The organism is Rhodococcus sp. AG1013 (genome assembly GCF_003350365.1).
GTDB lineage: Bacteria > Actinomycetota > Actinomycetes > Mycobacteriales > Mycobacteriaceae > Prescottella.
This window is the reverse complement of the sequence record NZ_QQAT01000007.1, coordinates 196,408-220,239: the sequence shown is the minus strand read 5'-3', so window position 1 is coordinate 220,239 and position 23,832 is coordinate 196,408. Positions and strand designations below refer to the sequence as shown.

The following is a 23,832-nucleotide window of genomic DNA, read 5'->3' as shown; positions in this document are numbered from 1 at the left end:
GCACCCCGTGTCCGCCCGTTTTGCGCACTTACCGCCCCGGCGAGGCTGGTCTCCCGGGGCGGTAAGTGCGCGGCGCACAGGGCTGCGGTCAGCGGCGCTTGATTTCCTTGACGTCCTCGGAAATCTTGATCACCGCAACGTAGAACTCGAGCGTGATGCGGATCAGCGCGAGCATCACGATGAAGAACAGGGCACCGACGATCAGCGTGATGATTCCGACCCCGGGATTGTCGCCCATGAAGCCCGAGACGCCGAACGACAGCGAACCCAGACCGATGAAGATCGTCACGAGGATGTAGAGGACCTTGACGACCTTCGGGGTGACGTAGCTGTTGAAGTTGTAGTCGAACAGAGCGGTGAAGAAACTGCTCGGCATCGGGCCGGGCTGGCTGCCCAGAGGTCCCGGTGCCGGGGGTGCCGGCGCGAATCCGCCGAACCCGGCTCCGGGCGGCTGTCCGGGGTAGCCGGGTCCGGGGTAGCCCGGACCGGACGGCGGTGTGCCGCCGGGCGGCGGCATGGGCGGGCCGCCGAAGCCGCCGGAGTTGTTCGGATCGTGAGTGTCGCCGGTATTCATGTTTCCCCTCGTTGTTCATGTCAGGCGTCGAGCATCAACACAATACGGCGAGGTCGGTTTTTTATGGTCAGGGTGCTACGCGTCCCCCGACCGTTACGCGGTACGCGTATGTCGACGCGATGATCGTCATCGGGACGGTCACGAGCAGGCCGACCAGGCAGAGGAGCGCGCCGAGGATGTTCAGGAAGAACAGCGTGATCGCCAGTAGCAGCAGAGGGGCCCAGTTCGACGAGATCGCCCGGAAGCTGGATTTGATCGCGGTGATCGCATCCTGATCCTGGTCGACGACGAACTCGAGCGTCCACCACGTCAGGAACGCGATGATGATGCCCGGGATGACCAGGAGGACCAGGCCGATGCTCGTCATCAGGCCCACCAGGAAGCTGGCGATGATGATCGCACCGACGTTCTTGAACTCGAAGAACGATCCGAAGGCAGGACGGCGTCCGTCGGTCTCGTGCAGCGCGCCGCGGATGAGGGCGGCCGAGATCAGGTAGCCGACGATCGCGGTGACGATATTGCCGATGATCTGCCACGCGCTGAACGACGACGAGGCCAGGTCGCTGAAGTTGTCGTACTCACGGTTGCCGCCGAAGCTGAACGGCAGCGACACCAGCATGGTGATCAGGAAGGCCACGACCAGGATCCCGATCCAGGCACCGGGATTGGCCTTGAACTTGTTCCAGCCGTACGAGAGGGCGGCGCCGACGCTCACCTCGCTGGGCGGCGGTCCTGCAGGTTGCCGTCCGTACCCGGAGTCGTAGGCCGGCGGAGGCGGCGGGTACCCGCCGGGCGGCGGCGGATAGCCGCCCTGCGGCGGTGGGTAGTTCCCGGGCGGGGGCGGATAGCCGCCTCCCGGACCCGGCGGGGGCGGGTAACTACCCGGCGGGGGAGGGTAGTTCCCGGGCGGCGGGGGAGGCGTGCCACCGGGCGGAGGTGGGTAGCTGCCCGGGGGAGGCGGCGTTCCACCCTGCTGCGGCTCGTTGTTGCCGCCCTCCGGGTTCTGATTCGGGTCCTGTCCACCACTGGTCATGTGTGCACCTTGGTTCTCGTCGTCGGGGTACTGCTCGCGGCGAAGATGAATTTCTCGTCCGTGACCCTACGTCGCGAGTGGTCTGTTTGGGTGGTCCGTCGGCGGAGATTCACATGCCGTAAACCCAGGGATCGAGCGAAAGGGCTTTCGGATCCCACCGATCGAGAAGCTGTTGCGGGGTCACCGACTCCTCGTCGTCGGTCATTCCCAGCGATCGGGCGAGCATGCCGAGTACGTCTCGGGGTGTGTGGCCCAGACCCGCCTGGTCTGCGAGGGTGACGGCGCCGTCGCGCTTGGCCAGGCGCTTCCCCTCCGCGTTCAGCGCCAACGGCACGTGGGCGTACGCGGGTGCGGGCAGGCCCAGGAGGCCCGCGAGGTACGCCTGCCGCGGTGCCGACGACAGCAGGTCGTCGCCGCGCACTACCTGGTCGATGCCCTGCGCGGCGTCGTCGACCACCACCGCGAGGTTGTAGGCGGCGACGCCGTCGCCGCGCCGGAGGACGAGGTCGTCGACCGTCCCGGTGTAGGTGCCGTGCAGGACGTCCTCCACCGTGAACGAATCGGTGCCGGCCCGCAGCCGCAGCGCCGGCGGCCGTCCCGTCGCCCGCCGCTCGTCGCGTTCGGACGGACTCAGGTCGCGGCACGTTCCGGGATAGGCGCCGGCGGGTGCGTGCGGAGCCGAGGCCGCCTTCAGGATCTCCTTGCGAGTGCAGAAACACTCGTAGGTCAGTCCGGCGCGCTGCAGTCGGGCGATCGCGGCGTCGTACAGCGGCAGCCGCGCGGACTGGTGGACGACGTCGCCGTCCCAGTCCAGACCCAGTGCCGCGAGATCGTCGAGCTGGCGTTCCTCGGCGCCCGGACGCACCCGGTCCAGGTCCTCGACCCGGACCAGGAAGCGGCGCCCCGTGGACCGCGCGAACAGCCAGGCCAGCAGTGCGGTTCGCAGGTTGCCCAGATGCAGGTCGCCGGAGGGGGAGGGGGCGAATCGTCCCGCATGCGTTGATCCGTCGACCTCGTTCGGCATTGCCGCAGCTTATCGAGGTGGGTGCGACTGTTCGGGACTCGGTCCGGGGCCGCCGGATCCGTAGCCAAGCGCGGGTGGAAGGCGTAGCGTCCACAGTGCTGAGCTTGTGCCGGTTGCCGCCTGCCGATCAGATGTCCCGAGCAGACCGTGACCGGTCACGCTTCGACGAGGAGTGTGCCTCGATTGCGGGGCCCGCGGTCAGGAGGAGCGGTGGCAACCGTCGCGTCGAAACCTGTTGCGGTTCGGCCGTATCCGGCCAGGTTTGCCCGTAAGGGCGCGGTCTTCTACCGCGTGATCACGACGACGGATCCCAAGGTGATCGGGATCATGTACCTGATCACGTCGTTCGCGTTCTTCATGTTCGGTGGGCTGCTGGCGCTGCTGATGCGTGCCGAACTCGCCTTGCCGGGGCTGCAGTTCCTCTCGAACGAGCAGTACAACCAGCTGTTCACGATGCACGGCACGATCATGTTGCTGCTGTACGCGACGCCGATCGTGTTCGGTTTCGCGAACTTCATCCTGCCGCTGCAGATCGGTGCACCCGACGTCGCGTTTCCGCGGCTCAACGCATTCAGCTACTGGGCGTTCCTGTTCGGCGGCATCATCGCGTCGGCCGGGTTCATTACCCCCGGCGGTGCGGCCGACTTCGGTTGGACGGGCTACACGCCGCTCAGTGATGTTCTCCATTCGCCCGGGATGGGCGGCAACCTGTGGATCATGGGCCTGGCCCTCAGCGGTCTGGGCACGATCCTCGGTGCGGTCAACATGATCACCACGGTGATCTGTCTGCGTGCGCCCGGCATGACGATGTTCCGGATGCCGATCTTCACGTGGAACATCTTCATCACCAGCATCCTGATCCTGGTGGCGTTCCCGATCCTCACCTCGGCGCTGATGGGCCTGTTCGCCGATCGCGTGGTGGGAGCGAACGTCTACGACCCCGCGACCGGCGGAACCCTGTTGTGGCAGCACCTGTTCTGGTTCTTCGGTCACCCCGAGGTGTACATCGTCGCGCTGCCGTTCTTCGGCATCATCTCCGAGATTCTGCCGGTGTTCTCGCGCAAGCCGATCTTCGGTTACACGGGACTGGTCTACGCAACGATCGCGATTTCCGCTCTGTCCGTTGCGGTGTGGGCACACCACATGTATGCGACGGGTGCCGTGCTGCTGCCGTTCTTCTCGTTCATGACATTCCTCATCGCGGTGCCGACCGGCGTGAAGTTCTTCAACTGGATCGGCACGATGTGGCGGGGCCAGTTGACGTTCGAATCCGCCATGCTGTTCTCGATCGGGTTCATCGTCACGTTCCTGTTCGGTGGTCTGTCGGGAGTCCTGCTCGCGAGCCCGCCGATCGACTTCCACGTCACCGACTCGTATTTCGTGATCGCGCACTTCCACTACGTCCTGTTCGGCACGATCGTGTTCGCCACGTATGCCGGCATCTACTTCTGGTTCCCCAAGATGACGGGCCGGTTCCTCGACGAGCGACTGGGGAGGTGGCACTTCTGGCTGACGTTCATCGGCTTCCACACCACGTTCCTCGTGCAGCACTGGCTCGGCGCAGAAGGCATGCCGCGCCGGTACGCCGACTATCTGCCGTCCGACGGTTTCACCGTGCTGAACTCGGTGTCGACGGTCGGTTCGTTCATCCTGGGTGCGTCGACCCTGCCGTTCCTGTGGAACGTCTTCAAGAGCTTCCGCTACGGCACCATCGCCGCGGCCGACGACCCGTGGGGTTACGGCAACTCCCTGGAGTGGGCCACGACGTGCCCGCCGCCGCGGCACAACTTCACCGAGCTGCCCCGAATCCGTTCGGAGCGGCCCGCATTCGAGTTGCACTACCCGCACATGGTGGAACGGCTACGGGCGGAGGCCCACGTGGGTCCGGGCAGCGCCGGCCGCGCGGTGACGGCGGTGATCGAGAGCAGTGATCGGGAGGCGGACAGCGACCGTGAGCCGCCGCCCGAGGAAGAACGACACGACCCCGGCCGGCACCGCGACGACACATGACGCCGCCGCGGCGGACGGTTCACTCAGGCCTCGCGCCCCAGGGCCGCGAGGCTGCGCGTCTGCCGATCGGCGTCCGCGGGCACCTCGACGGCCGGGCCGCAAACACCGTCCATGTGCAGCGAGTCGCCGAGTTGCGCGATGATCGCGTCGACCATGTCGAGGTCCCGCTCCGGAATCGTCGTGTCCAATTCTGCCGCGCGGGCGATGTCCCAGCCGTGAACGACGAGGTCGAAGCAGTAGAAGGTGCGGATCGTCGAGGCCAGATCGGTGCGCCCGAAGCGACCGTCGTATTCGAGCGCCGCCTTCGCGGGATCGTCGAGGATCGCCTGGACCGCATCCCGGGTGTGCCGCCAGGCGCCCGCCGGATCGGTGGTGGCGGACGGGCCGGGCGGGATGGACAGTCCCACGACGCCCATCATCTTCGCCTGCGTCCCGACGACGTGGTCGACCACGTCGCGGGCGGTCCAGCCGTCGCACGGCGAGGGGCTGTCCCAGCGGTTGGTGGGCACCGCGTCGACCCGCTCGGTGAGCGCTGCGGCGAGACGTCGGTACAGGTCCGGTGTGGTTTCGGTGATTGTCATGCGGCCGATTCTCCGTTCTCGGGGACGGTGCGGTCTTGCACCGATCGGACATCGAGGACCGACGCGTCACCGTGCCAGTCGGGGGCCTCGCCGGCGAGCAGGTCGGTGGGCGTGAGCGACGCGATGCGGCGACACTCTCGCGACAGGTGCGCCTGGTCGCTGTATCCGGCCTCGGTCGCGAGCGCCGCCAGTCTCCGCCGGCGATCGGCCCGGGCCAACGCCATGAACCGCTGCAGACGGAGGATCGATCGCAGCGTCGACGGCCCGTACCCGAACGCGTCGTTGCAGCGGCGGTGCAGCTGGCGGCTGGTCATCGCCGACGCGTCCGCCAACTCCTCGACGCTCCACGAGCGAGTGGCCAGCGCGGACGTGATCCGGGCCGCGAGAGGGTCGGGCTGGGGCAGCGAGACGAGCCACCGCCGACCGGCGTCCTGCAGGATCGTCAGCCGTTCGGTGGTGTCGCCCGCGTGCTCGAGTCGATCGACGAGCACGCGTTCGGAGGCGGACCCGAGGACGTCCTCGAGTGAGACCCGGATGTCACGGATGTGTGCGGCGGAGGTGCGGAGCACGTGCGGGGCCGTGCCCGGCCGGAACCGGATGCCGAACGACTCGCTGCCCGGCGGCAACGTGAACGACCACGCCGATGTCTCCGGGCCGCACACCCGGATACCGGCACCGGCGATCCACAGCACGTCGATGCAGCCGTCCGGCACGAGAAGGTGGTGCCCCTCGGCGCGCGCGGACCACGCGCACACGAGCGCGTCGGCCAGGTCCGGTGCGACCGCGGTCGGCGAATACCACCCCATGCCGCTCAGCGTAGGAGCGGGCACCGACATCCCGCGCACGAACCGGCTTGGGCCGAACCAGAGAAGAGGAGTTCCGGCATGAGAAGAGCCGTGCTTATCTCGCTCGCCGCATTGGCGGCGGGCGCCACGTTGGTCGGATGCTCCGACAACAACGACTCGGGCCCGACCCCCAGCACCACTCCGATGCCGACGACGGTGCCCGCGGCGGGCCCCGTGCTGTCGACGGGCGAGTCGAGCATCGGTCAGATCGTGGTGAATACCGACGACATGACGGTGTACGCGTACGACCGCGACGAGCCCGGTACCAACGCCAGCGCGTGCGACGCGGTCTGCCTGCAGATGTGGCCGCCGGTGACCAGTGATACGCCCAAGCCGGAGGTGCTGGGCGTCGCCGGCGTCATCGGCACCATCCCGGGGGCGCAGGGCGGCAACCAGGTCACCGTCAACGGAATGCCGCTGTACCTGTTCGCGGGCGATCCGCGGCCCGGTTCGGTGGCCGGTCAGGGGATGGACAACCTGTGGTGGGCGCTCAACCCCGCCGGCGAGAAGATGACCAACGCGCCGGGCGGGTGAGCGTCACTCGCCGGGCGGGAAAGCCTGGGCTGCGCCGAACACCTCGACGGTCACCCGGGCGCCGACATCCGGTGTGCGGGTGCTCGCCTGACGGACCTGGATCTCGGCGCCGGAGTCGAGCGTGATGTCGAGCATCGACGGTGCGCCGAGGAACTCGGTGCGGGTCACCGTGCCCGTCCCGCCGCCGGAATCCCCGGCGACTTCCGTCGCGACGATCTGCTCGGGCCGCAGCATCAGCCGTGCCGGGCCGTGGATATCGGTGTCGCGTACCGGGATCCGGCCCAGGGCGCACGACGCGACACCGTCGGCGACATCCGCCGGCAGCACCACGCACTCGCCCAGGAACCGGGCGGTGAAGTCGTCGACGGGGGAGTGGTAGAGCTGTTCGGGCGTGCCCACCTGTGTGAAGCGTCCGGTACGCATCACCGCGACCTGGCCGGCAAACGTCAGTGCCTCTTCCTGGTCGTGGGTGACCAGCAGGGTCGTCACGCCGGCCGCACCGAGCGTCGCCGCCACCGATTTGCGGGTCGTCACGCGCAGTCCGGCGTCGAGGGCGCTGAACGGCTCGTCGAGCAGCATCACCTCCGGATCGCGGGCCAGCGCTCGTGCCAGGGCGACGCGCTGCTGCTGGCCACCGGACAGCTCGTGGGGGCGCCGCCGCCCGTACGACGCGTCTAGCGAGACCATCTCCAGCAGTTCGGCGACTCGTCGGTCGGATGCCCTGCGGCTCCCGAACCGGGAGCCGGGGAGCCCGTACGCGATGTTTCCGGCGACCGTGAGATGGGGGAACAGCGCACCGTCCTGCGCGACGTATCCGACGCGTCGGCGGTGCGCGGGCACCATCTGGTCGCGGCCGGCGACGACGGAACCGGCGATCGACACCGTCCCGTCGTCGGGGCGCTCGAATCCGGCGATGATCCGGAGCAGGGTGGTCTTGCCGCAGCCCGACGACCCCACGACCGCGGTGATCGAGCCGTGCTCCACGCCGAGGCTCACACCGCGCAGCACGTCCGTCGGTCCGAACGACTTCGACACCTGGTCGATCACGATCTCGCTCATGCGCCGGCCGCCTTCCGGGATTGACTGAACAACAGGTAGGTCATAGGCAACGCGAGGGCGATCATCAGCAGCGCGTACGGCGCCGCGGCCGCGTAGTCGAGCTCGCTGGTGAGCGACCAGAATCGGGTCGACAGCGTGCGGGTGCCGTTGGGGGCCAGCAGCAGCGTCGCGGTCAGTTCCGTCGCGATCGCCATGAACACCAACGCGGCCCCGACCGCGGCGGACGGCGCGGTCAGCCGCAGCGTCACGCGCAGGAACGTCGTCCACGGCGGCCTGCCGAGCGCCGCCGACGCCTCCTCCAGGCCCACCGGCACCTGCGCGAGACCGGCGCGCAGCGACACGAGCGACCGCGGCAGGAACATCAGCACATACGCGACGATCACCATGATCGTGGTCTGGTACAGCGGATTCGCATAGCGGATGGTGACGGTGATCAGCGCCAGCGCGGTCACGATGCCCGGCAGCGAACTCGTCACGTAGTTGGTGCCCTCGACGATCTTGCTGAACACGCCGGGCCAGCGGATCGCCAGCCACGCGACGGGGAACGCGAGCGCCGTCGCGGCCAGCGCGCCGACCAGGCCGAACGCGAGGGTCTGTGTCAGTGCCGGCCACAGCGCCGCCGACTGCCACACTTCGCTGCCGCCGATCCGCAGCCAGCGCACGATGGTCCACAGCGGCACGCCCAATGCCAGCACCGTCAGCGCGACGAGCGCCAGCGTCGCGGGCACGGCGCTCCACCGGAGTCGGATCCGTGGTGCGCTCCGGGCCGCGCCGGAGCCGATGCGGGCGTACCGGGCGGACCCGCGGGCCGCGGCCTCCGAGACGAGCAGCACCAGGCAGCACACCACCAGCACGCTGGCGAGCATGCTGCCGGCGACACCGTTGAACGTGGACTGGAACTGCTCGAGGATCGCGGTGGTGAACGTGTCGAACCGCAGCATCGCGAAGGCGCCGTACTCGGCGAGCAGATGCAGGCCGATCAGCAGTGCCCCGCCGAGCGTGGGCAGCCGCAGCTGCGGCACGACCACCCGGAAGAACACTGCCCAGGGGCTGGACCCGAGCGCGCGGGCCGATTCCTCGACCGCCGGGTCGAGTCGGCGCAGCGTCGCGGCCACGGGCAGCGCGACCAGCGGGAAGTAGGAGAGGGTGGCGACGAGGACGCCCGACCACAGGCCGTGCAGCGAGGGAATCACCGTCACCCACGCGTAGCTGTTGACGAAGGCGGGGACGGCCAGCGGGGCGGCGAGAACCGGTCCCCACCAACGGAATCCGAACACCGTGGAGCGTTCGACGAGCCAGGCCGCGCCGACGCCGAGCGTGACGCAGATCGGGATGGTGACGACCACGAGGGAGACCGTGTTGACCAGCAGTTCGCCGACGCGGGGGCGGAAGATCAGCGCGGACGCAGTCTCCCACCCGGTCGAGATGGTGGTGGTGACGACGTAACCGAGGGGGATCAGCGTGACGGCCACGAGGGCCGCCACGATCAGAACGAGAACCAGCGGGGGGCGGGGCCGTGCCCGCCCCCCGAGCCGGTCAGAGAAGGCCGGCATCCGTCATCAGCTGAGTGACCTTCTGGCTGTTGAGCTTCGACGGATCCACGTTGGGTGCCTGCAGGTCCGCGAGCGGCACCAGCTTCGGGTTGGCGGCGACACCGCTGCCCACCGGGTACTCGAACGAGGTACCGGTCTGCAGGATCTCCTGGCCGGCCTTGCCGGTGATGTACTTCAGGAACGCCTGCGCCGCTTCCGCGTTCTTGCTGGACTGCAGCACACCGCCACCCGAGATGCTGACGAAGGCACCCGGATCTTCGTTCTTGAAGTAGTGCAGCTCGGTGTTCTTGCTGTTCTCGCCGGTCTTGGCCTGGTCGCCGAACCAGTAGTACTGGTAGATGATGCCGCCGTCGATCTCGCCGGCGTTGACGGCCTTCATCACCGTGCTGTTGCCCTTGTAGACGACGGCGTTCTCCTTCATGCCCGCCAGCCACTGCTTGGTGACGTCCTCGCCCTTGAGCTCGAGCAGCGCGCTGACGATGGCCTGGAAGTCGGCGCCGGACGGCGACGCGCCCCAGCGGCCCTTCCACTCGGGGTTCTGGAGGTCGAGCAGCGACTTCGGCAGCTGGTCGGCGGTCAGCTTGTCCTTGTTGTAGACGAACACCGTCGAGCGAGCGGCGATGCCGGTCCACTTGCCGGTGGACGGCCGGAACTGCGTGGGAACCTGCTCGAGCGTCGCGGCGTCGACGTCGGCGAACTGCCCGGCGTTCTCGACGAGCGCCATCGCCGGCGAGTTCTCGGTGAGGAAGACGTCGGCCGGCGACGCCTTGCCTTCGGCGACGATCTGGTTCGCGAGCTCGGTATCCGAGCCGTTGCGGAGCGTGACCTTGACGCCGGTCTCGGCGGTGAACCCGTCGACCCATTCCTGCGTGAGCGACTCGTGCTGCGCGTTGTAGACGGTGATCTCACCGGACGGCGCGCCGGAGGCGGCGGGATTCGAGGTGCCCGAGTCGGAGTCGTTCGAGCAGGCGGTGATCCCCACCAGTGCCGACGCGAGGAACGCCGCACCCACAATCCTCTTCCAGGTTCTTGCCATGTCGGACCTCTCGTCGCTCTCACCGGTGCCTCCGATGAGGTATGGCTAAGCAACATACACCGCAGGTGGGGGTGGTCACTTTCGCCGTCTGCCTGGTGGGACGTATGGCCCTGCATGTGACCTGTCGTCGGCAGGTGAGGAAAGAGAAGAGCCCCCGGTGACTGAGTCACCGGGGGCTTCCCGTGGCGGAGGATAGGGGATTTGAACCCCTGAGGGCGTTAACCCAACCCGCGTTCCAGGCGAGCGCCATAGGCCACTAGGCGAATCCTCCGTTGGGGAGCATACCGGTTCGAGGGGTCGGAATGCCAAACGGGCCCGAGGGAGGGGTGCGTCACTGCGCGATCGGTGGATCTGGTTACACTCGTAGACGGATCCCGCGCGGCGCGCATCCTGTGAACTCCCCCAGGGCCGGAAGGCAGCAAGGGTCAACGGGCTCTGCCGGGTGCGCGGGGTCCCCTATCTTCCCGTCCCCGACCGGTCGTGTCGGTGAAAGGCCGCCCGCATGCCTGTACAAACCCAAATCGGGTTGATGAGCCATGATGAACTTCGCGCCGAACTCGAGCGTCAGAACGCGAAGTACGAGCAGCTCAAGGCAGAGAAGCTGAAGCTCGATCTCACGCGCGGCAAGCCGGCACCCGAGCAGTTGGACCTGTCGGAGGGCCTACTCTCCCTGCCGGGTGACGGTGACTTCCGCGACAGCGACGGCACCGACTGCCGCAACTACGGCGGCCTGACGGGCCTGCCGGAACTGCGCGCCATCTTCGGCGAACTGCTCGGCATCCCGACGGCGAACCTCATGGCCGGCAACAACGCGAGTCTCGAGATCATGCACGACACGATCGTGTTCTCGCTGCTGCACGGCACCCCCGATTCCCCGCGGCCGTGGTCGCAGGAGTCGGCGATCAAGTTCCTGTGCCCCGCACCGGGTTACGACCGTCACTTCGCGATCACCGAGTCGTACGGCATCGAGATGATCGCGATCCCGATGCGCGACGACGGCCCCGACATGACGCGGGTCGCGGAACTGGTCGCTGCGGATCCGCAGATCAAGGGCATCTGGTGCGTTCCCACGTACTCCAACCCGACCGGCGCCGTGTACTCGGAGGATGTGGCCCGCGCGCTCGCGTCGATGCCGGCCGCGGCCCCCGACTTCCGCATCTACTGGGACAACGCGTACGCCGTGCACCCGCTCGTCGAGGAGTGCGCCCCGGCGCTCGACATCCTCGGTATGGCGGCTAAGGCCGGCAACCCGAACCGTCCGCTCGTGTTCGCGTCCACGTCGAAGATCACCTTCGCCGGCGCGGGTGTGAGCTTCTTCGGCGGCTCCGACGCCAACCTGGCCTGGTACCAGCAGCACCTGGGTAAGAAGAGCATCGGCCCGGACAAGATCAACCAGCTGCGCCACCTGCGCTTCTTCGGCGATGCCGACGGCGTCCGCGCGCACATGGACAAGCACCGCGAGATCCTGGCCCCGAAGTTCGCGAAGGTTCTCGAGATCCTCGACGATCGGTTGGGCGCGTCGAAGGTCGCGTCGTGGACCGAGCCCAAGGGCGGCTACTTCATCAGCCTCGACGTGGTCGACGGCACCGCGAAGCGTGTCATCGCGCTCGCGAAGGATGCCGGCATCGCGCTCACCGCCGCCGGCTCCGCCTTCCCGTACAAGCAGGACCCCGAGGACAAGAACATCCGCCTCGCCCCGAGCTTCCCGTCGATGGACGAGCTCACGAAGGCGATGGACGGCGTCGCGACCTGCGTCCTGCTTGCGGCCGCGGAGCACGCGCTCACCAAGCACTAACCGTCGAACACGACAGTGGCCGGTCACCTCGAGGTGACCGGCCACTCCCGTTCAGGGGTTCGCGGGGCTAGGAGAGTGCGGCGACGATGCGGTCGACGACGTTGTTCGCGCTGTAGTAGTCCAGGCGGAAGCTGTCGTAGTCCAGCGGGTACACGGCACCGCGCTGCACCGACGGGACGGCGGCGAGTGTCGGGTCGGCCTTCATCCGGTCGGCACCCGGCTGCTGCGCGTTGATGATGAAGGTCGTCGCGCCGGTCAGTGCGAGCGGCAGGTTCTCGGCGTTCACGGCGACGATGTCGGATCGGCCTGCTTCCGCGCCGGCGCCGGTGATCTCGGTGGGCAGCGTCGCCAGGGTGAGGCCGAGGCGCGTGGCGAGCCGTCCCTGCGCCGACTCGGTCGTGAAGATGCGCGAATCCTCGGGGTTGTTGTAGGTGAGAATGTTCACCGGCGCGGCGCCGGCCTGCAGCGCGGGAGCGATGGTGTTCTTCGCCTCGTCCACCTTGGCGTCGAACTCGGCGATCCGTTCCTTCGCCCGGTCCTCCTTGCCGACCGCGGCGGCCAGCTGCGTGGTCAGTTCCTGCCACGACTTGTCGGAGTAGTCGAACAGCAGGGTCGGGGCGATCTTGGACAGGACGTCGACCTGCTGCGCGGCCGAGTCGGCGCCGCTCGTGGAGACGACGATGAGGTCGGGCGCCGCCGCGGTGATCTTCTCGACGTTCGGCTGGCCCTGGTAGAGGACCTCGACGTCGCGGTCGGCGGCGACGTCGGCCCATTGCGTGAACAGGCCCTGATCGTTGGTGACGGTGCTCTTGGGCTGCGCGGCGGTGCCGATCAGCGGCGCGTCGAGCGACAGCAGCGATCCGGTGAGCGTGACGCTCGTGGACACGACGCGCTGCGGCTCGGCGTCGAGCGTGACCGGGCCCTTGGCGGTCTCGACGGTGCGCGGCCACTCGCCGGACTGGGCGGTGGCGGCGGCAGCAGCGTCTGCGGATTCGTCGTCGGACGAGCACGCGACGGTCGTGACGCCGATCGCGAGGGCGCCGAGAACGACCGCGATCCGGGTGCCGACGGATCGGCGGTGAAGCGTGGTTGGGGACAAGGGGGTTCCTCCTGAGGGTGGGTACGATGAGACCGTACTTTTAGGGCAGCGTCACCTAAGTAAGGGGTACCTATGTCGAACGTCACGTCGGTCGACGGCCTGGCGCGACGTCTGCGCGCCGAAGGCGGGCCGTTGATCGATCCGGGGCCGCGCGGATTCGTGACCGCGACCTTCGTGTGGCGGGCGCCGGCAGGATCTCCGGTTCGCCACGTCTATCTGGAGGCCAACGGCATCACCGACCGGCGTCGGCCCGAACGCAATGCGCTCCAACGGGTTCCGGGGAGTGATCTGTGGACGCTGTCACTCGAGGTTCCGGAGAGATGGCGGGGCGGCTACGGATTCCTGCCCCGGGTGGAGCCGATCACCGGTCCCGCCGAGGGGCAGACGGAGTGGGAGTGGTGGCGGGCCGTGATCGCCGGACTCGTCACGGACGAGGAGAACCCGCGTCCGCCAGTCTCGTCGATGGGGCTGCCGGCGCGCTCGGAGGCGGTGATGCCGGGTGCCCCCACGCAACGCTGGTGGGCGTCCGATGCGCCGGTGCGTGGCGTGCTGACGGAGGAGTCGCGGATCCTCGCGGGGGTGCGCCGCAGTATCTGGATCTACGAACCCGCGGGGATCGCGGATCGCGACCGTCCGGTGCTGGTGCTGTTCGACGGCCGGGTGACCGCCGTCGAGATTCCCATCGCCCCCGCGCTCGACCGACTCCCTGAGCGCGGCTACCGGGTGCCGCTGGTCGTGATGATCGACAGCATCGAGCCCGGACTGCGCTCCAGGGAACTTCCTTGCAGCACCGAGTTTCTCGATGCCCTCACCGGCGACCTGCTGCCGTACCTGCGCGAGCGGTGGCAGGCGACGGGCGATCCGGAGTCGGTGCTGGTCGGCGGTTCGAGCTACGGCGGCCTGGCGGCCACGTTCGCAACGCTGCACGCACCCGACGATTTCGGCGGGGCGATCAGCCTGTCCGGATCGTTCTGGTGGCCGCGACCCGACATGCGGGGACGCTCGGTGCAGGCACGGCTCGCGGATCTGGACGTGAGCAAGTCACGTTTCTGGATGGCGGCTGGGGTGCTCGAACCCCGCCTGATCGAAGAAAACCGAGAGGTGCGGGACCTGCTGCGGGCCAAGGGGTTCGAGGTGGACTACCGGGAGTTCTGCGGCGGCCACGACTACATTCAGTGGCGCGAGCTGCTGGTCGCGGGGGTGGCGGCGCTGCTGGGCCGCGCCGTCTGAGCTCCTCGGGGTCTGGCGAGGGAGCTGGCCGAGGCACCTCCGGGACGTTCCTCCCCCCGGGTGGTGCTGGGTCGCTCGTTACGGGTGCCGTCTGCGACGGCGTCTCCAGACCGCACTCGAGACTGACTCCACCGATCTGGCCGTTGCGCCTGTCGGGAGTTTGGTCCGTACCTATCTGCGTGTGATGAGTGCTCGGGAATCGACGTTTGTCCTGCGGATTTCGAGGAAATCGAAGAATTCTTTGGTCCGCACCTTGACTTGTGATGCGAGTCACGCTTATATCTAAACCTGAGTTTAGATTTACATGTTGAGGACAGGGAGGCGTGTCGTGCAGGCACTCGTGGTGGACGCCGGTGGACCGGCGGACGTCGGACCCTTCCTGCTCCGTCTCGTCGCGGGGTCTGTCGATCATCGGACATGCCGCCCAGAAGTCCTTCGGATGGCTCGGCAGGGTCGGACTGTCAAGCACCGCAGCAGTGTTCGATCGTTTGGGCCACTCTCCGGGTCGACCGATGGTGCTGATCGCGTCGATCGCCGAGATCCGCGGCTCGTTGCTGTTGATCGTCGGCGCGCTGCTCCGGTGGCCGGTGCGGTCCTCCTCGGCCTTCGTTTCCCCGTCTGGGCCCCGGTTGCGGCTTCTCCTTCGTGCGCACCCGGCTCCCGCTCGCGCTCTATCCAACCCGTACCAACTGCCATGGAGAACGAATGAAGAACAAGCTCAAGGTCCTAGGCCCAACGCTCGTGATCGCACTCGCCATTGCCGGCTGCTCCTCGAAGGCGACCGACTCTGACGGCCAGGCAGCAAGTGGCGACCTGAAGGCAGGTATCGGTGTCACCGCCGATGCGATCACTGTCGGATCGCTCGTGCCGCTGAGCGGTCCGATCGGTGGCCTCGGTCAAGATGGCGTTGCCGGCATCCAGCTGTGGTTCGACAAGGTCAACAAGAACGGTGGCGTGTGTGATCGTCAGCTGCGGATCGAGTCGCGCGACAACAAGTACAACACCCAGGAGACCATGACGCAGTACACGTCGCTGCGTTCGGACATCGCCGCGATCGTGAATCTGTCTCCTGGCACGGATGCGGTGACTCTCGGGCCAAAGCTCGCTCAGGACGGACTGGGCGTCATGGCCGGCTCTTTCGACCCCGTGCTGCTGGCCGTGCATGAGGCATTCATGCCGGGTTCGCCGTACGACGTGGAGGCCGTGAACGGCGTGGCCTACCTGGTCGAGCAGGGGGTCCTGAAGGAAGGCGACACGATCGGTGTCATCGCGTATCCGAACGGTATCGGAGCGGCGGTTGCAAACGGTGTCGCCGGTGCGGCTGAGCAGTTCGGCCTGAAGGTGGAGAACACAAAGATCGACAGCACGGCGACGGACGCGACCGCGCAGGTCAACACCTTGCGGCAAGCGGGTGCAAAGGCGATTGTTATGGGAACCGCAGCTGCACAAACTGTTTCGGCGGCTTCTGTGGCGAAGGCCAGCGGGTATGACGTGGTCATTCAGTCCACGAATCTGCTGTCCAGTGGCGACCTGGCAGGACCGGCACGCGATGCACTTGCCGATCACGTCGTCCTGACATCCAACAACGCACCGTTCAGCTCGAATGCGGCACCGGTACAAGAACTCTTGTCTTCCTGGACGGCTCAGTACGGCGACCGGCCCGCCACGTCGCCCGCCGCCTCCGGCTATTTGATGGCGCAGTTGCTCGAAAAGGGCTTGAGCCAGGCCTGCAAGGACAAGGATCTCACCCCGAAGGGCATTACTGCTGCGATGAGCAAGATGGGCGCCATCTCCACCGCCGGGCTTGCTGTCGATCTCGATTACTCCACTCCGGGCAAGGCTCCCTCGCTGTCCTCCTTCATCATCAAGCCCGATCCGAATGCCAAGGGTGGCACAGTAATTGTGCAGGACCCCGCAGCCAGTGACGCCGCGGTCAAGTACGCGGCCGACAAGGGCTACACCAAGTGATTGCAGGGCAGGGAGGCTCACGATGATCGAAGTCGATTCCCTTGCAGTGAGTTACGGAACAGCCAAGGTTCTCCATGACGTGAATCTGCGCGTCGATGACGGGCAGATCGTAGCGCTGATCGGAAACAACGGTGCCGGCAAAACCACACTCCTGCGGGCACTCTCGGGACTACTAGGGGCCCAGGGTGGACACGTGGTCGCCGGGACCATTCGTGGCGAGGGTCTGGATCTCAACCGGAGCAAGGCCGACAAGATCGTTCGGCACGGCATTGTCCAGGTGCCGGAAGGACGTCGAATCTTCGCGCAACTGACCGTCCAGGAAAATCTCATGGCCGGCGCACTGTCGGTGCGCTCTCGGTCCCGCGTGGCGGCCAGCTTGCGCCGAGTACGCGAGCTCTTCCCGATCCTGGTGGATAGGTCGGGGCAAACCGCCGGCTTGCTGTCCGGCGGGGAGCAGCAGATGCTCGCGATCGGACGGGCTCTGATGAGCGAGCCGAAGGTACTGCTCATGGATGAGCCGTCGTTGGGTCTGGCGCCGCTCATCGCTCAGCAGATCATGGAGACGATCACACATGTGAACGCGGACGGGACGAGTGTCCTTCTGGTCGAACAGAACACCAGGCTCGCTCTGTCCGTCGCACACCATGCGTATGTCCTGAACGGCGGGACCATGGCAGCCGAAGGGCCTGCGGCGGAACTGATCGACTCCGACATGCTCCTCGAACTCACACTCGGCAAGACTGCCGCTCACGGTTCCGCCGTGTCGGCCATGACAGGGGAAGGGCACGATGTCTGAAATAGACGGGAATCTTCTCACGGCCGAGGGCTTGACGGTTCGGTTCGGCGGTGTCCTGGCACTGGACAATGTTTCGTTCGCCATCAAGCGCGGCACCATTCATGCATTGATCGGTCCGAATGGAGCCGGGAAGTCGACGTGTTTCAACGCTCTCACCGCGTTGTACCCGCTGGCGTCGGGCGAGGTCCGTCTCGGTGATGAGCGGCTCGATACCCTGCCGCAACACGAGATCGTCACCCACGGAATTGCTCGTACCTTCCAGAACCTGGTGCTCCCACCGCACCTCACCGTCGCGGACACACTTCGGGTCGGGCGTCACCATCGGACCCGCACTGGGATGCTCGCCGCGGCATTGGCTCTGCCGACCGCTCGCCGTGAGCGAGCCGAGGACGAGCGAGTAGTTCAGGTAATGGCGGAGGCGCTGGGTATCGAGGAGTACCTCGACCAGCCTGTCGGGCCACTACCGTATGGCATCCGCAAGAAAGTGGAGATCGCGCGCGCCCTGTGCGCGGAGCCGTCTCTGCTGTTGCTCGACGAGCCGGTTGCGGGCATGAACGACGCCGAATCACGTGCTCTAGGTGAGCAGATCCGGGAGTGCCGCGACCGCTTCGGCCTCACTGTGCTCCTCGTCGAGCACGACATGGAGTTGGTGCTCACTCTCTCCGACCACGTCACGGTCTTGCAGTCCGGCAGGGTGATTGCCGACGGCGCACCTGACGTCGTGCAACGGGACCCTGCTGTCATCGCCGCGTACCTCGGTACGGACGCGACGCCCTACGAATTGGAGAGGACTTCTCGTGGATAACTTTGTGAATGCCTTGGCTGGGGGACTGTCACTCGGTGCGCTGTATGCCGTGATGGCCCTCGGATTCGTGGTCATTTACCGGGCCACCGGAATCCTCAATTTCGCCCACGGTGGGTTCCTGCTCTCGGGTGTCTTCGTGGCGGCGCTGGTCAGTGAATCGCATGGCTATCTGGTGGGTGTGCTGGCCGGACTCGCGGCGGGTGCGTTGGTAGCGATCATCATTGATGTTGTTTTCATTCGGCAGTCCCGGACTCAGGATCATGTGACGCTGACGATCCTGACTCTCGGTGTGAACTTGCTGATCGTCACCGAAGTCAGCCGTCGTCTCGGTTCGGAGTCGTGGGCCCTCAACGATCCGGTCGGGGACCGGATAGTCGAATTCGGGATGATCACCATGCCGGCGTCGCGGCTCATTGCGCTCGGGGTTGCGGTTACCGCAATCGTCGTGTTTCTGCTCCTGTTCCGATTCACCAACTGGGGCCTGGCGATGCGCGTGGGCAGCCAGGACGCAGAGGTCGCCAAGCTGATGGGTGTGCGTCTGTCGCGGGTGTCCTGGACCAGCTGGGCCATCGGTGGTGCGCTGGCTGTTCTCGCCGGATTGTTCCTTGCTTCCTTCCCGGCTGCGGGTGTTTCATCTTCCTTGGCGGACACGGCGTTTCGCGCCTTTCCAGCCGCAGTGATCGGTGGTCTGGGATCGGTCGGCGGCGCTTTGGTCGGTGGCATGATGCTCGGCCTGACGGAGGCGTTTGCGGCGACCTACGAGAGCGCATTGGGCGGATGGGCGCACAACCTGTCCGGTATCAGCGCGTGGATACTGCTGTTGGTTGTTTTGCTGGTGAGGTCCGAGGGTCTGTTCAGTTCGAAGCAGGTGGCCCGTGTCTAGAGGACGTTTGCTCGTAGCCGGACTCCTGGTAGCGCTGGTTGTCGCACCGTACTTCGTCACTGAATTCTGGTTGCAGGTCGGCGGTCTGGCCATGGCTGCAGCGATCGCTGCGATGGGCTTGACGATGCTCGTGGGCGTCGCCGGTCAGATTTCGTTGGCCCATGCAGTTTTTGTCGGCATCGGAGCGTATGGATACGTCATCCTGGCGAGCCCGTCGGGTGAGAACGTGTGGGGCCTGGGTCTGCCACCCGTTGTTGCTGCCGTCGGGGCAGTTCTTGCCGCGGGGATCGGTGGCCTGCTGCTCAGCCCGCTCTCGAGTCGGGTGACCGGACTCTACTTGGCGGTCGTCACCATCGGGTTGGTGTTCATCTGGGTCCACTTCCTCAACGAGGTCGAGCAATTCAGCGGTGGCTATATCGGCCGGGCGGTACCGGAATTCGATATCTTGGGCTTGAACTTCGGTGACAGCGAGCCGTGGCACATATTGGGCGTGCCCTTCGGTGCAGTGGAAAAACTATGGCTGCTCGGAATCGTCCTGGTAGTGGTCACCTATATTGCTGCCCGCCGGATCGTGCAGGCCAGGCCCGGACTGGCCCTGTCGATGGTGCGCGAGAGCGAAGTGGCGGCCGCATCCATGGGGGTCAACGTGGGCCGGTACAAGGCCGGGGCCTTCTTCGTCGCCTCGGTGTACGCGGGCATTGCCGGCGTGTTCCTCGCCGTCACCATTCAGTTCATTACCCCACAGGCGTTCGGGTTCACGCTTTCCACTGATTACTTGGTGATCATCATCATCGGCGGTCTCGGCAGCTTGCGCGGTGCCATCGCCGGTGCCGTGTTCGTCACGGCCCTGCCCCGACTGCTCGGGCAGTTCGCGGGCAACATCCCGTTCCTTGTTCCCGTGGGCCAAGGTGGCATCGACGCCAACGTGATGAGCGTCTTCGTCTACTGCGGCCTGCTGATTCTCGTCATCATGTTCGCCCGCGGCGGGCTCGACCGGGCCCTGGGGTGGATGGTCGGGCCGCAACGCCGCCCCCGCCCGGCGCCTGAGCCGAAGCAGGACCCGGTGCCCCAACCCGAACCGGGCCCGGCGCTGGAGCCCGAGCACGAGAAGGAGACCGTCTGATGTATACGTGGCTGCACGTTCTCGACTGGCGTGCTACGTCCGATCCGGACACCCTCGCGGTGAGTGACGACGGTGAGCAGTTGACCTATCGGAACCTCCGGGATCGCGTGGAGGAGGCTGCCGCGAGTTGGTACGCCCTCGGTGTCCAGTCGGACGATGTCGTTGCGGTACTCGCCCACAACAGCGCCGAATTCCTCGTCCAGACACTCGGTCTCATCCGGCTCGGAGCACTTCCGCTGCTCGTCAACTGGCGAATGACCGCGCACGAGATCGATCGGCTGCTCGACGTCACCAACCCCGTCGGCATCTTCGCCGACGAGTCGTGCCGGTCCGTTGTCGGTCACCGCGGCGACCTCGTGCGCGTGGCAGCCGGACAGGGCGGCGACGGCTGGATCGAGGCCGACAGTGTCGTCGGTCCGCCCGCGCCGTACCCGCGGGAGCGGCTGCGCAGCGATCAGGTGGCCTTCCTCATGCACACCAGCGGCACCACCGGGTTGCCCAAGGTGATCCCGCTCGACCACGGCTCCCTCATCCGCGGGCTCGCGGGGTTCGCGATCGACATCGGCGACCAGCAGCGGGGCAGCCGGCACCTGGTGATGATGCCGCTGTTCCATCTGGCGGGTTTCGCCCAGGCGATGCAGTGCTTCCTCACCGGGGGAACGCTTTTCATTCACGACGGAGTTCAGATCGACCGCGTCATCGACACGATCGTGCGGGACCGCATCCAGTTCTTCACCGCGGCCCCGACCATCATCGAGATGCTCGTAGACGCGATGGAGGGAGCGCGACAGGGGGAGGACCTGTCGAGCCTGCGCGAGGTGCAGTACGGTGCCGCGCCGATCGACTCCGATTTGCTGGAGCGGGCCGTACGTGTCGTGTGCCGGCGATTCCGGCAGATCTACGGCAGTACAGAACTTCAGGGATTCCTGACCGTCCTGCGACCGGAGGATCATGTTCCCGGCAGCACCCGACTCGGTTCCGCGGGCCGAATCTCGCAGGGCTGGGAGGCGCGTATTGCCGGTCTCTCCGGGGACCCGCAGCCGTTCGGCGAACCCGGCGAGCTGTGGGTTCGCAGTGAGAACATCATCCGCGAGTATTGGCACAATCCCGAGGAGACGCGGGCGGCCTTCACCGACGAAGGCTGGTACCGAACGGGTGATATGGCGGTGCTCGACGAGGACAGTTTCCTCTATATCGTCGGGCGCTCCAAGGACATGATCATCAGCGGCGGCGAGAACGTCTATCCCGCCGAGATCGAGCGCGCGCTGCTCGATCATCCCGCCGTGGTCGAGGTCGCCGTCGTGGCACGGCCGCATCCGAAGTGGGGCGAGACCCCGGTGGCGTTCGTCGTCTGCGCCCCGGGCGTGGATCCGGACGAAAGCGAGCTCGCCCGCCACTGCCGGGAGCGGCTGGCCGGTTTCAAGTGCCCGTCCTCGATCGAGCGCATCGCGGAACTGCCGCGCAACGCCCTGGGCAAGGTGCGCAAGGTCGAGCTGCGTGAACGCCTCGCATTCGGGCCCGCGTGAACGACCCCTGGCCAGGGGTACGAGAGGATTGAGTGAACATGCACAACCACCACCGTTCGATCGGACGGATGCTTCAGCACTGGTCGCAGGAACGGCCGGACTCACCCGGCATCGCCGTCGAGGGCGTGGCCGAACGCACCTTTGCCGAGTGGTACCGGCGCAGCAGCCGGCTCGCCACCGGTTTCGCGGGTCTGCGGCCAGAGGGCATCGGAGGGCGCGGTGTCGGATTCGCCGGCAAGAATGCCGTGACCTGGGGCGAGGTGCTGGCTGCGGCCTCGCTGACGAGAGCCTTTGCGGTGCCGCTCAATTGGCGGCTGAGTCACCGGGAAATGCAAGAGATCGTCGCGGACGCGGGCCTGGATGCGATCGTGGTCGAGGCGGAATTCATGCCGCTGATGGGGCACCCGGTGCCCGAGGACGGCCGTCCCCGGCTCCTCGTCCCGGGCGCACCGCCCCAGGACTTCGAACTGTGGCTGGCGCAGTGGTCGGCGGATCCCGTAGAGCCGCAAGCGGATCCGGATGACGTCGCGCTCGTTGTCTACACCTCGGGAACGTCGGGCCGCCCGAAGGGCGTGCAGTTGTCCAACCGGGCCATAGCTGCCAACCTCGCCTCCGGTCCACCGTGGCAGATCCACCCCGGGGACGTCGTGATGGTGCCGGCTCCGAACTTCCACATCTCCGGAACGGGATGGACCTTCTACTGTTTGGGGCTGGGTGCCGGCTCGCACCACGTCCTGGAAGTCCGCCCGGAGTTGGTGTTGCGCGTCCTCGCTGGTGGACGGGTCAACCACGCCCTGACCGTGCCGGCGGTTGTGCAGATGTTGGTCGGGCACGAGGACGCCCGGAAGTCGACGTACAAGGGGCTGCGCACCCTGATCTACGGAGGGTCGCCGATGTCGCCCACCGTCGCAGCGGTCGCGCAGGAGGTCTTCGACTGTGACCTGATGCAGGGCTACGGCATGACCGAAACCTGCGGGCCGATCACCACTCTCGACGCCGACGATCATCGCAGCGGAGGTGAGCGGCTCGCTTCGGCCGGCCGGCCCGTGTCCGGTGTCGAGATGGGCGTCTTCGATCCCGTCACCGAGGAACGCGCTCCGGTGCGGACCACCGGTGAGGTCTGGACGCGCAGTGAGATGCTCCTGACGGGCTACCGCAACCAGCCGGACGAACTGGCCGCGGTGCTGCGCCCCGACGGCTGGTTCCGGACCGGTGACGCGGGCTACCTCGACGAGGACGGCTACCTGTTCCTCTGTGACCGGGTCAAGGACATGATCATCACAGGTGGTGAGAACGTGTATCCGGTGGAAGTGGAGAATGTGCTCATGTCCCATCCCGGCGTGCGCGACGCCGCCGTCATCGGCGTACCGCACGAGCGCTGGGGCGAGACTGTCAAGGCCGTGGTGGTGCAGTCCGGCGCCGCCACGGACGTGGACGAGCTGATCGCCTACTGCCGGGAGCGTCTGGCGCACTACAAGTGTCCGACCACGGTCGACGTGGTGCCGGAACTTCCGCGCAACCCCAGCGGCAAGCTCCTCAAGCGTGAGCTGCGCAGGCCATTCTGGGAGGGGCGCGGGCGAGGGATCGCATGAGTGTTCTGGGAGGGATGGAGGGGGATGACTGTGGTTGCCCGGTATGAGGAGGTGGCGCGGTCACTGTCCCAGCGGATCGAGGACGGGTCCTACCCGGTGGGATCGAAGTTGCCGACCGAGGTGAATCTCGCCGACAGCTACGCGGTGTCACGAGCCACAGTCCGCTCGGCGTTGGATTCCCTGGAGCGTCTGGGCATGGTGTCGCGGCGGCGCAAGATCGGGACGCTTGTGGAGTCGGCGCAGCCCACCAGCGGATATATGCGCACCGTTACGAACATGAACGACCTGGTGCAGTACTCCGTCGAGACCCGGCGGCTGGTGTTGTCCCGGGACGAGGTGGTCGCCGACCAGGCCCTCGCCGACCGGATCGGCGGCCACGCCGGCGACGCGTGGACCCTGATCCGCATGCTGCGGCTCGGCGAGTTGGGTGAGGAACTCCCGGTGTGCCACACCGACGTGTACCTCGACCCCGAGGTCGCCGCTATCGTCGGGGACCGCCTCGAGCGTCCGGATGGTCTGATCAACGAGATCGTGGAGCGGTGTACCGGGCGGCTGACCGATCGTGTCGAGCAACGCATTCGCGCGTGCGCCCTGCCGAAGGGCCTTGCCGCGCAACTGAAGGCCGAGGCCGGTTCGCCGTGCCTCGAAATCACCCGCAGATATGTCGAGAGTTCGGGAGCAGTGGCCCAGGTAACCGTGTCGATCCACCCGGGCGATCGCTTCGATTTCAACGTGCCGATGCAGAGGCAGCGTTGAGAAGAGTCAT

General features: G+C 66.8%; 22 protein-coding genes, 1 tRNA gene and 1 other RNA gene. 14 read left to right on the top strand and 10 right to left on the bottom strand.

All coding sequences use genetic code 11. From position 1 onward, the window contains the following. Window positions 1-88: 88 nt before the first annotated feature. The 3 genes from DEU38_RS11975 to gluQRS form a co-directional block, all read right to left on the bottom strand. Entirely contained in the window at window positions 89-574 is a 486-nt protein-coding gene (locus DEU38_RS11975; RefSeq protein ID WP_114721361.1) for a DUF4282 domain-containing protein, read from the bottom strand. Window positions 575-641: 67 nt separating this feature from the next. Beyond that, on the bottom strand, window positions 642-1,607 hold the full coding sequence (locus DEU38_RS11970) for a hypothetical protein (protein ID WP_114721359.1): 966 nt from the start codon (window positions 1,605-1,607) through the stop codon (window positions 642-644). Window positions 1,608-1,716: 109 nt separating this feature from the next. Then, the gene (gene gluQRS / locus DEU38_RS11965; protein ID WP_114721357.1) at window positions 1,717-2,631 is read right to left on the bottom strand and encodes a tRNA glutamyl-Q(34) synthetase GluQRS; all 915 of its coding nucleotides are present in this window, start codon (window positions 2,629-2,631) and stop codon (window positions 1,717-1,719) included. A gap of 210 nt (window positions 2,632-2,841) precedes the next feature. Between gluQRS and ctaD the strand changes: the two genes are divergently transcribed. Continuing rightward, on the top strand, window positions 2,842-4,641 hold the full coding sequence (ctaD, locus tag DEU38_RS11960; RefSeq protein WP_114721355.1) for a cytochrome c oxidase subunit I: 1,800 nt from the start codon (window positions 2,842-2,844) through the stop codon (window positions 4,639-4,641). A 23-nt stretch (window positions 4,642-4,664) separates the two neighbouring features. Here the strand turns inward: ctaD and DEU38_RS11955 are convergent, their stop codons facing one another. Together DEU38_RS11955 and DEU38_RS11950 are read right to left on the bottom strand one after the other, a co-directional pair. Next, window positions 4,665-5,222: a TIGR03086 family metal-binding protein gene (locus DEU38_RS11955; RefSeq protein WP_114721353.1), complete on the bottom strand. Its 558-nt coding sequence runs from the start codon at window positions 5,220-5,222 to the stop codon at window positions 4,665-4,667. Further along, window positions 5,219-6,028 carry a helix-turn-helix domain-containing protein gene (locus tag DEU38_RS11950; RefSeq protein ID WP_114721351.1) on the bottom strand — a complete coding sequence of 270 codons (810 nt, stop codon included), beginning with the start codon at window positions 6,026-6,028 and terminating at the stop codon, window positions 5,219-5,221. The genes DEU38_RS11955 and DEU38_RS11950 overlap by 4 nt, the downstream gene beginning before the upstream one ends. A gap of 78 nt (window positions 6,029-6,106) precedes the next feature. On the opposite strand from DEU38_RS11950, the gene DEU38_RS11945 reads away from it, so the two are divergent. Then, a complete protein-coding gene (locus DEU38_RS11945) occupies window positions 6,107-6,601 on the top strand; it encodes a hypothetical protein (protein WP_114721349.1) in 495 nt (164 codons plus the stop codon). Between the two features lie 3 nt (window positions 6,602-6,604). Here the strand turns inward: DEU38_RS11945 and DEU38_RS11940 are convergent, their stop codons facing one another. The 4 genes from DEU38_RS11940 to DEU38_RS11925 form a co-directional block, all read right to left on the bottom strand. Beyond that, window positions 6,605-7,660, bottom strand: coding sequence for an ABC transporter ATP-binding protein (locus DEU38_RS11940; protein WP_114721347.1), 1,056 nt, complete (start codon window positions 7,658-7,660; stop codon window positions 6,605-6,607). Next, a complete protein-coding gene (locus tag DEU38_RS11935) occupies window positions 7,657-9,213 on the bottom strand; it encodes an iron ABC transporter permease (protein WP_114721345.1) in 1,557 nt (518 codons plus the stop codon). The genes DEU38_RS11940 and DEU38_RS11935 overlap by 4 nt, the downstream gene beginning before the upstream one ends. Continuing rightward, a complete protein-coding gene (locus DEU38_RS11930; RefSeq protein ID WP_114721343.1) occupies window positions 9,197-10,249 on the bottom strand; it encodes an iron ABC transporter substrate-binding protein in 1,053 nt (350 codons plus the stop codon). Before DEU38_RS11930 ends, DEU38_RS11935 begins: the two co-directional genes overlap by 17 nt. A gap of 183 nt (window positions 10,250-10,432) precedes the next feature. Beyond that, window positions 10,433-10,520: transfer RNA gene (locus DEU38_RS11925), tRNA-Ser, on the bottom strand. A 95-nt stretch (window positions 10,521-10,615) separates the two neighbouring features. On the opposite strand from DEU38_RS11925, the gene ffs reads away from it, so the two are divergent. Both ffs and DEU38_RS11915 read left to right on the top strand, forming a co-directional pair. Further along, window positions 10,616-10,710: signal recognition particle sRNA small type (gene ffs / locus DEU38_RS11920), an RNA gene on the top strand. Window positions 10,711-10,751: 41 nt separating this feature from the next. Next, the gene (locus tag DEU38_RS11915) at window positions 10,752-12,044 is read left to right on the top strand and encodes an aminotransferase class I/II-fold pyridoxal phosphate-dependent enzyme (RefSeq protein ID WP_114721341.1); all 1,293 of its coding nucleotides are present in this window, start codon (window positions 10,752-10,754) and stop codon (window positions 12,042-12,044) included. A gap of 67 nt (window positions 12,045-12,111) precedes the next feature. Here DEU38_RS11915 and fepB read toward each other — a convergent pair whose 3' ends face one another. After that, window positions 12,112-13,143: a Fe2+-enterobactin ABC transporter substrate-binding protein gene (gene fepB, locus DEU38_RS11910; RefSeq protein WP_114721339.1), complete on the bottom strand. Its 1,032-nt coding sequence runs from the start codon at window positions 13,141-13,143 to the stop codon at window positions 12,112-12,114. A gap of 72 nt (window positions 13,144-13,215) precedes the next feature. Between fepB and fes the strand changes: the two genes are divergently transcribed. The 10 genes from fes (at window position 13,216) to DEU38_RS11860 (ending at window position 23,822) form a co-directional block, all read left to right on the top strand. Then, the gene (gene fes, locus DEU38_RS11905; protein ID WP_114721337.1) at window positions 13,216-14,373 is read left to right on the top strand and encodes an enterochelin esterase; all 1,158 of its coding nucleotides are present in this window, start codon (window positions 13,216-13,218) and stop codon (window positions 14,371-14,373) included. Between the two features lie 323 nt (window positions 14,374-14,696). Beyond that, complete coding sequence (locus tag DEU38_RS29800; protein WP_114721335.1) at window positions 14,697-15,164, top strand: DoxX family protein; 468 nt, start codon at window positions 14,697-14,699, stop codon at window positions 15,162-15,164. Then, window positions 15,079-16,341 (top strand): ABC transporter substrate-binding protein, encoded by a 1,263-nt coding sequence (locus DEU38_RS11895; RefSeq protein ID WP_114721333.1) that lies wholly within the window; start codon window positions 15,079-15,081, stop codon window positions 16,339-16,341. Before DEU38_RS29800 ends, DEU38_RS11895 begins: the two co-directional genes overlap by 86 nt. A 22-nt stretch (window positions 16,342-16,363) precedes the next feature. Beyond that, window positions 16,364-17,137, top strand: a complete 774-nt coding sequence (locus DEU38_RS11890) for an ABC transporter ATP-binding protein (protein WP_114721331.1) — start codon at window positions 16,364-16,366, stop codon at window positions 17,135-17,137. After that, complete coding sequence (locus tag DEU38_RS11885) at window positions 17,130-17,942, top strand: ABC transporter ATP-binding protein (protein ID WP_114721330.1); 813 nt, start codon at window positions 17,130-17,132, stop codon at window positions 17,940-17,942. The genes DEU38_RS11890 and DEU38_RS11885 overlap by 8 nt, the downstream gene beginning before the upstream one ends. Further along, complete coding sequence (locus DEU38_RS11880) at window positions 17,935-18,825, top strand: branched-chain amino acid ABC transporter permease (protein ID WP_147283501.1); 891 nt, start codon at window positions 17,935-17,937, stop codon at window positions 18,823-18,825. Before DEU38_RS11885 ends, DEU38_RS11880 begins: the two co-directional genes overlap by 8 nt. A gap of 7 nt (window positions 18,826-18,832) precedes the next feature. Further along, window positions 18,833-19,948, top strand: coding sequence for an ABC transporter permease subunit (locus tag DEU38_RS11875; RefSeq protein WP_114721326.1), 1,116 nt, complete (start codon window positions 18,833-18,835; stop codon window positions 19,946-19,948). Then, window positions 19,948-21,474, top strand: coding sequence for a class I adenylate-forming enzyme family protein (locus tag DEU38_RS11870; protein ID WP_114721324.1), 1,527 nt, complete (start codon window positions 19,948-19,950; stop codon window positions 21,472-21,474). Before DEU38_RS11875 ends, DEU38_RS11870 begins: the two co-directional genes overlap by 1 nt. Before the next feature lie 68 nt (window positions 21,475-21,542). Next, complete coding sequence (locus DEU38_RS11865; protein ID WP_181818750.1) at window positions 21,543-23,066, top strand: AMP-binding protein; 1,524 nt, start codon at window positions 21,543-21,545, stop codon at window positions 23,064-23,066. Window positions 23,067-23,090: 24 nt separating this feature from the next. Beyond that, the gene (locus tag DEU38_RS11860) at window positions 23,091-23,822 is read left to right on the top strand and encodes a GntR family transcriptional regulator (protein WP_114721320.1); all 732 of its coding nucleotides are present in this window, start codon (window positions 23,091-23,093) and stop codon (window positions 23,820-23,822) included. Window positions 23,823-23,832: the final 10 nt, after the last annotated feature.

Bases quoted from the DNA above. Each gene is read 5' to 3' on its own strand.
- DEU38_RS11975 (WP_114721361.1), bottom strand. From the start codon at position 574: ATGAATACCGGCGACACTCACGATCCGAACAACTCCGGCGGCTTCGGC.
- DEU38_RS11970 (WP_114721359.1), bottom strand. From the start codon at position 1,607: ATGACCAGTGGTGGACAGGACCCGAATCAGAACCCGGAGGGCGGCAAC.
- gluQRS (WP_114721357.1), bottom strand. From the start codon at position 2,631: ATGCCGAACGAGGTCGACGGATCAACGCATGCGGGACGATTCGCCCCC.
- DEU38_RS11955 (WP_114721353.1), bottom strand. From the start codon at position 5,222: ATGACAATCACCGAAACCACACCGGACCTGTACCGACGTCTCGCCGCA.
- DEU38_RS11950 (WP_114721351.1), bottom strand. From the start codon at position 6,028: ATGGGGTGGTATTCGCCGACCGCGGTCGCACCGGACCTGGCCGACGCG.
- DEU38_RS11945 (WP_114721349.1), top strand. From the start codon at position 6,107: ATGAGAAGAGCCGTGCTTATCTCGCTCGCCGCATTGGCGGCGGGCGCC.
- DEU38_RS11940 (WP_114721347.1), bottom strand. From the start codon at position 7,660: ATGAGCGAGATCGTGATCGACCAGGTGTCGAAGTCGTTCGGACCGACG.
- DEU38_RS11935 (WP_114721345.1), bottom strand. From the start codon at position 9,213: ATGCCGGCCTTCTCTGACCGGCTCGGGGGGCGGGCACGGCCCCGCCCC.
- DEU38_RS11930 (WP_114721343.1), bottom strand. From the start codon at position 10,249: ATGGCAAGAACCTGGAAGAGGATTGTGGGTGCGGCGTTCCTCGCGTCG.
- DEU38_RS11915 (WP_114721341.1), top strand. From the start codon at position 10,752: ATGCCTGTACAAACCCAAATCGGGTTGATGAGCCATGATGAACTTCGC.
- fes (WP_114721337.1), top strand. From the start codon at position 13,216: ATGTCGAACGTCACGTCGGTCGACGGCCTGGCGCGACGTCTGCGCGCC.
- DEU38_RS11895 (WP_114721333.1), top strand. From the start codon at position 15,079: ATGAAGAACAAGCTCAAGGTCCTAGGCCCAACGCTCGTGATCGCACTC.
- DEU38_RS11890 (WP_114721331.1), top strand. From the start codon at position 16,364: ATGATCGAAGTCGATTCCCTTGCAGTGAGTTACGGAACAGCCAAGGTT.
- DEU38_RS11885 (WP_114721330.1), top strand. From the start codon at position 17,130: ATGTCTGAAATAGACGGGAATCTTCTCACGGCCGAGGGCTTGACGGTT.
- DEU38_RS11870 (WP_114721324.1), top strand. From the start codon at position 19,948: ATGTATACGTGGCTGCACGTTCTCGACTGGCGTGCTACGTCCGATCCG.
- DEU38_RS11865 (WP_181818750.1), top strand. From the start codon at position 21,543: ATGCTTCAGCACTGGTCGCAGGAACGGCCGGACTCACCCGGCATCGCC.
- DEU38_RS11860 (WP_114721320.1), top strand. From the start codon at position 23,091: ATGACTGTGGTTGCCCGGTATGAGGAGGTGGCGCGGTCACTGTCCCAG.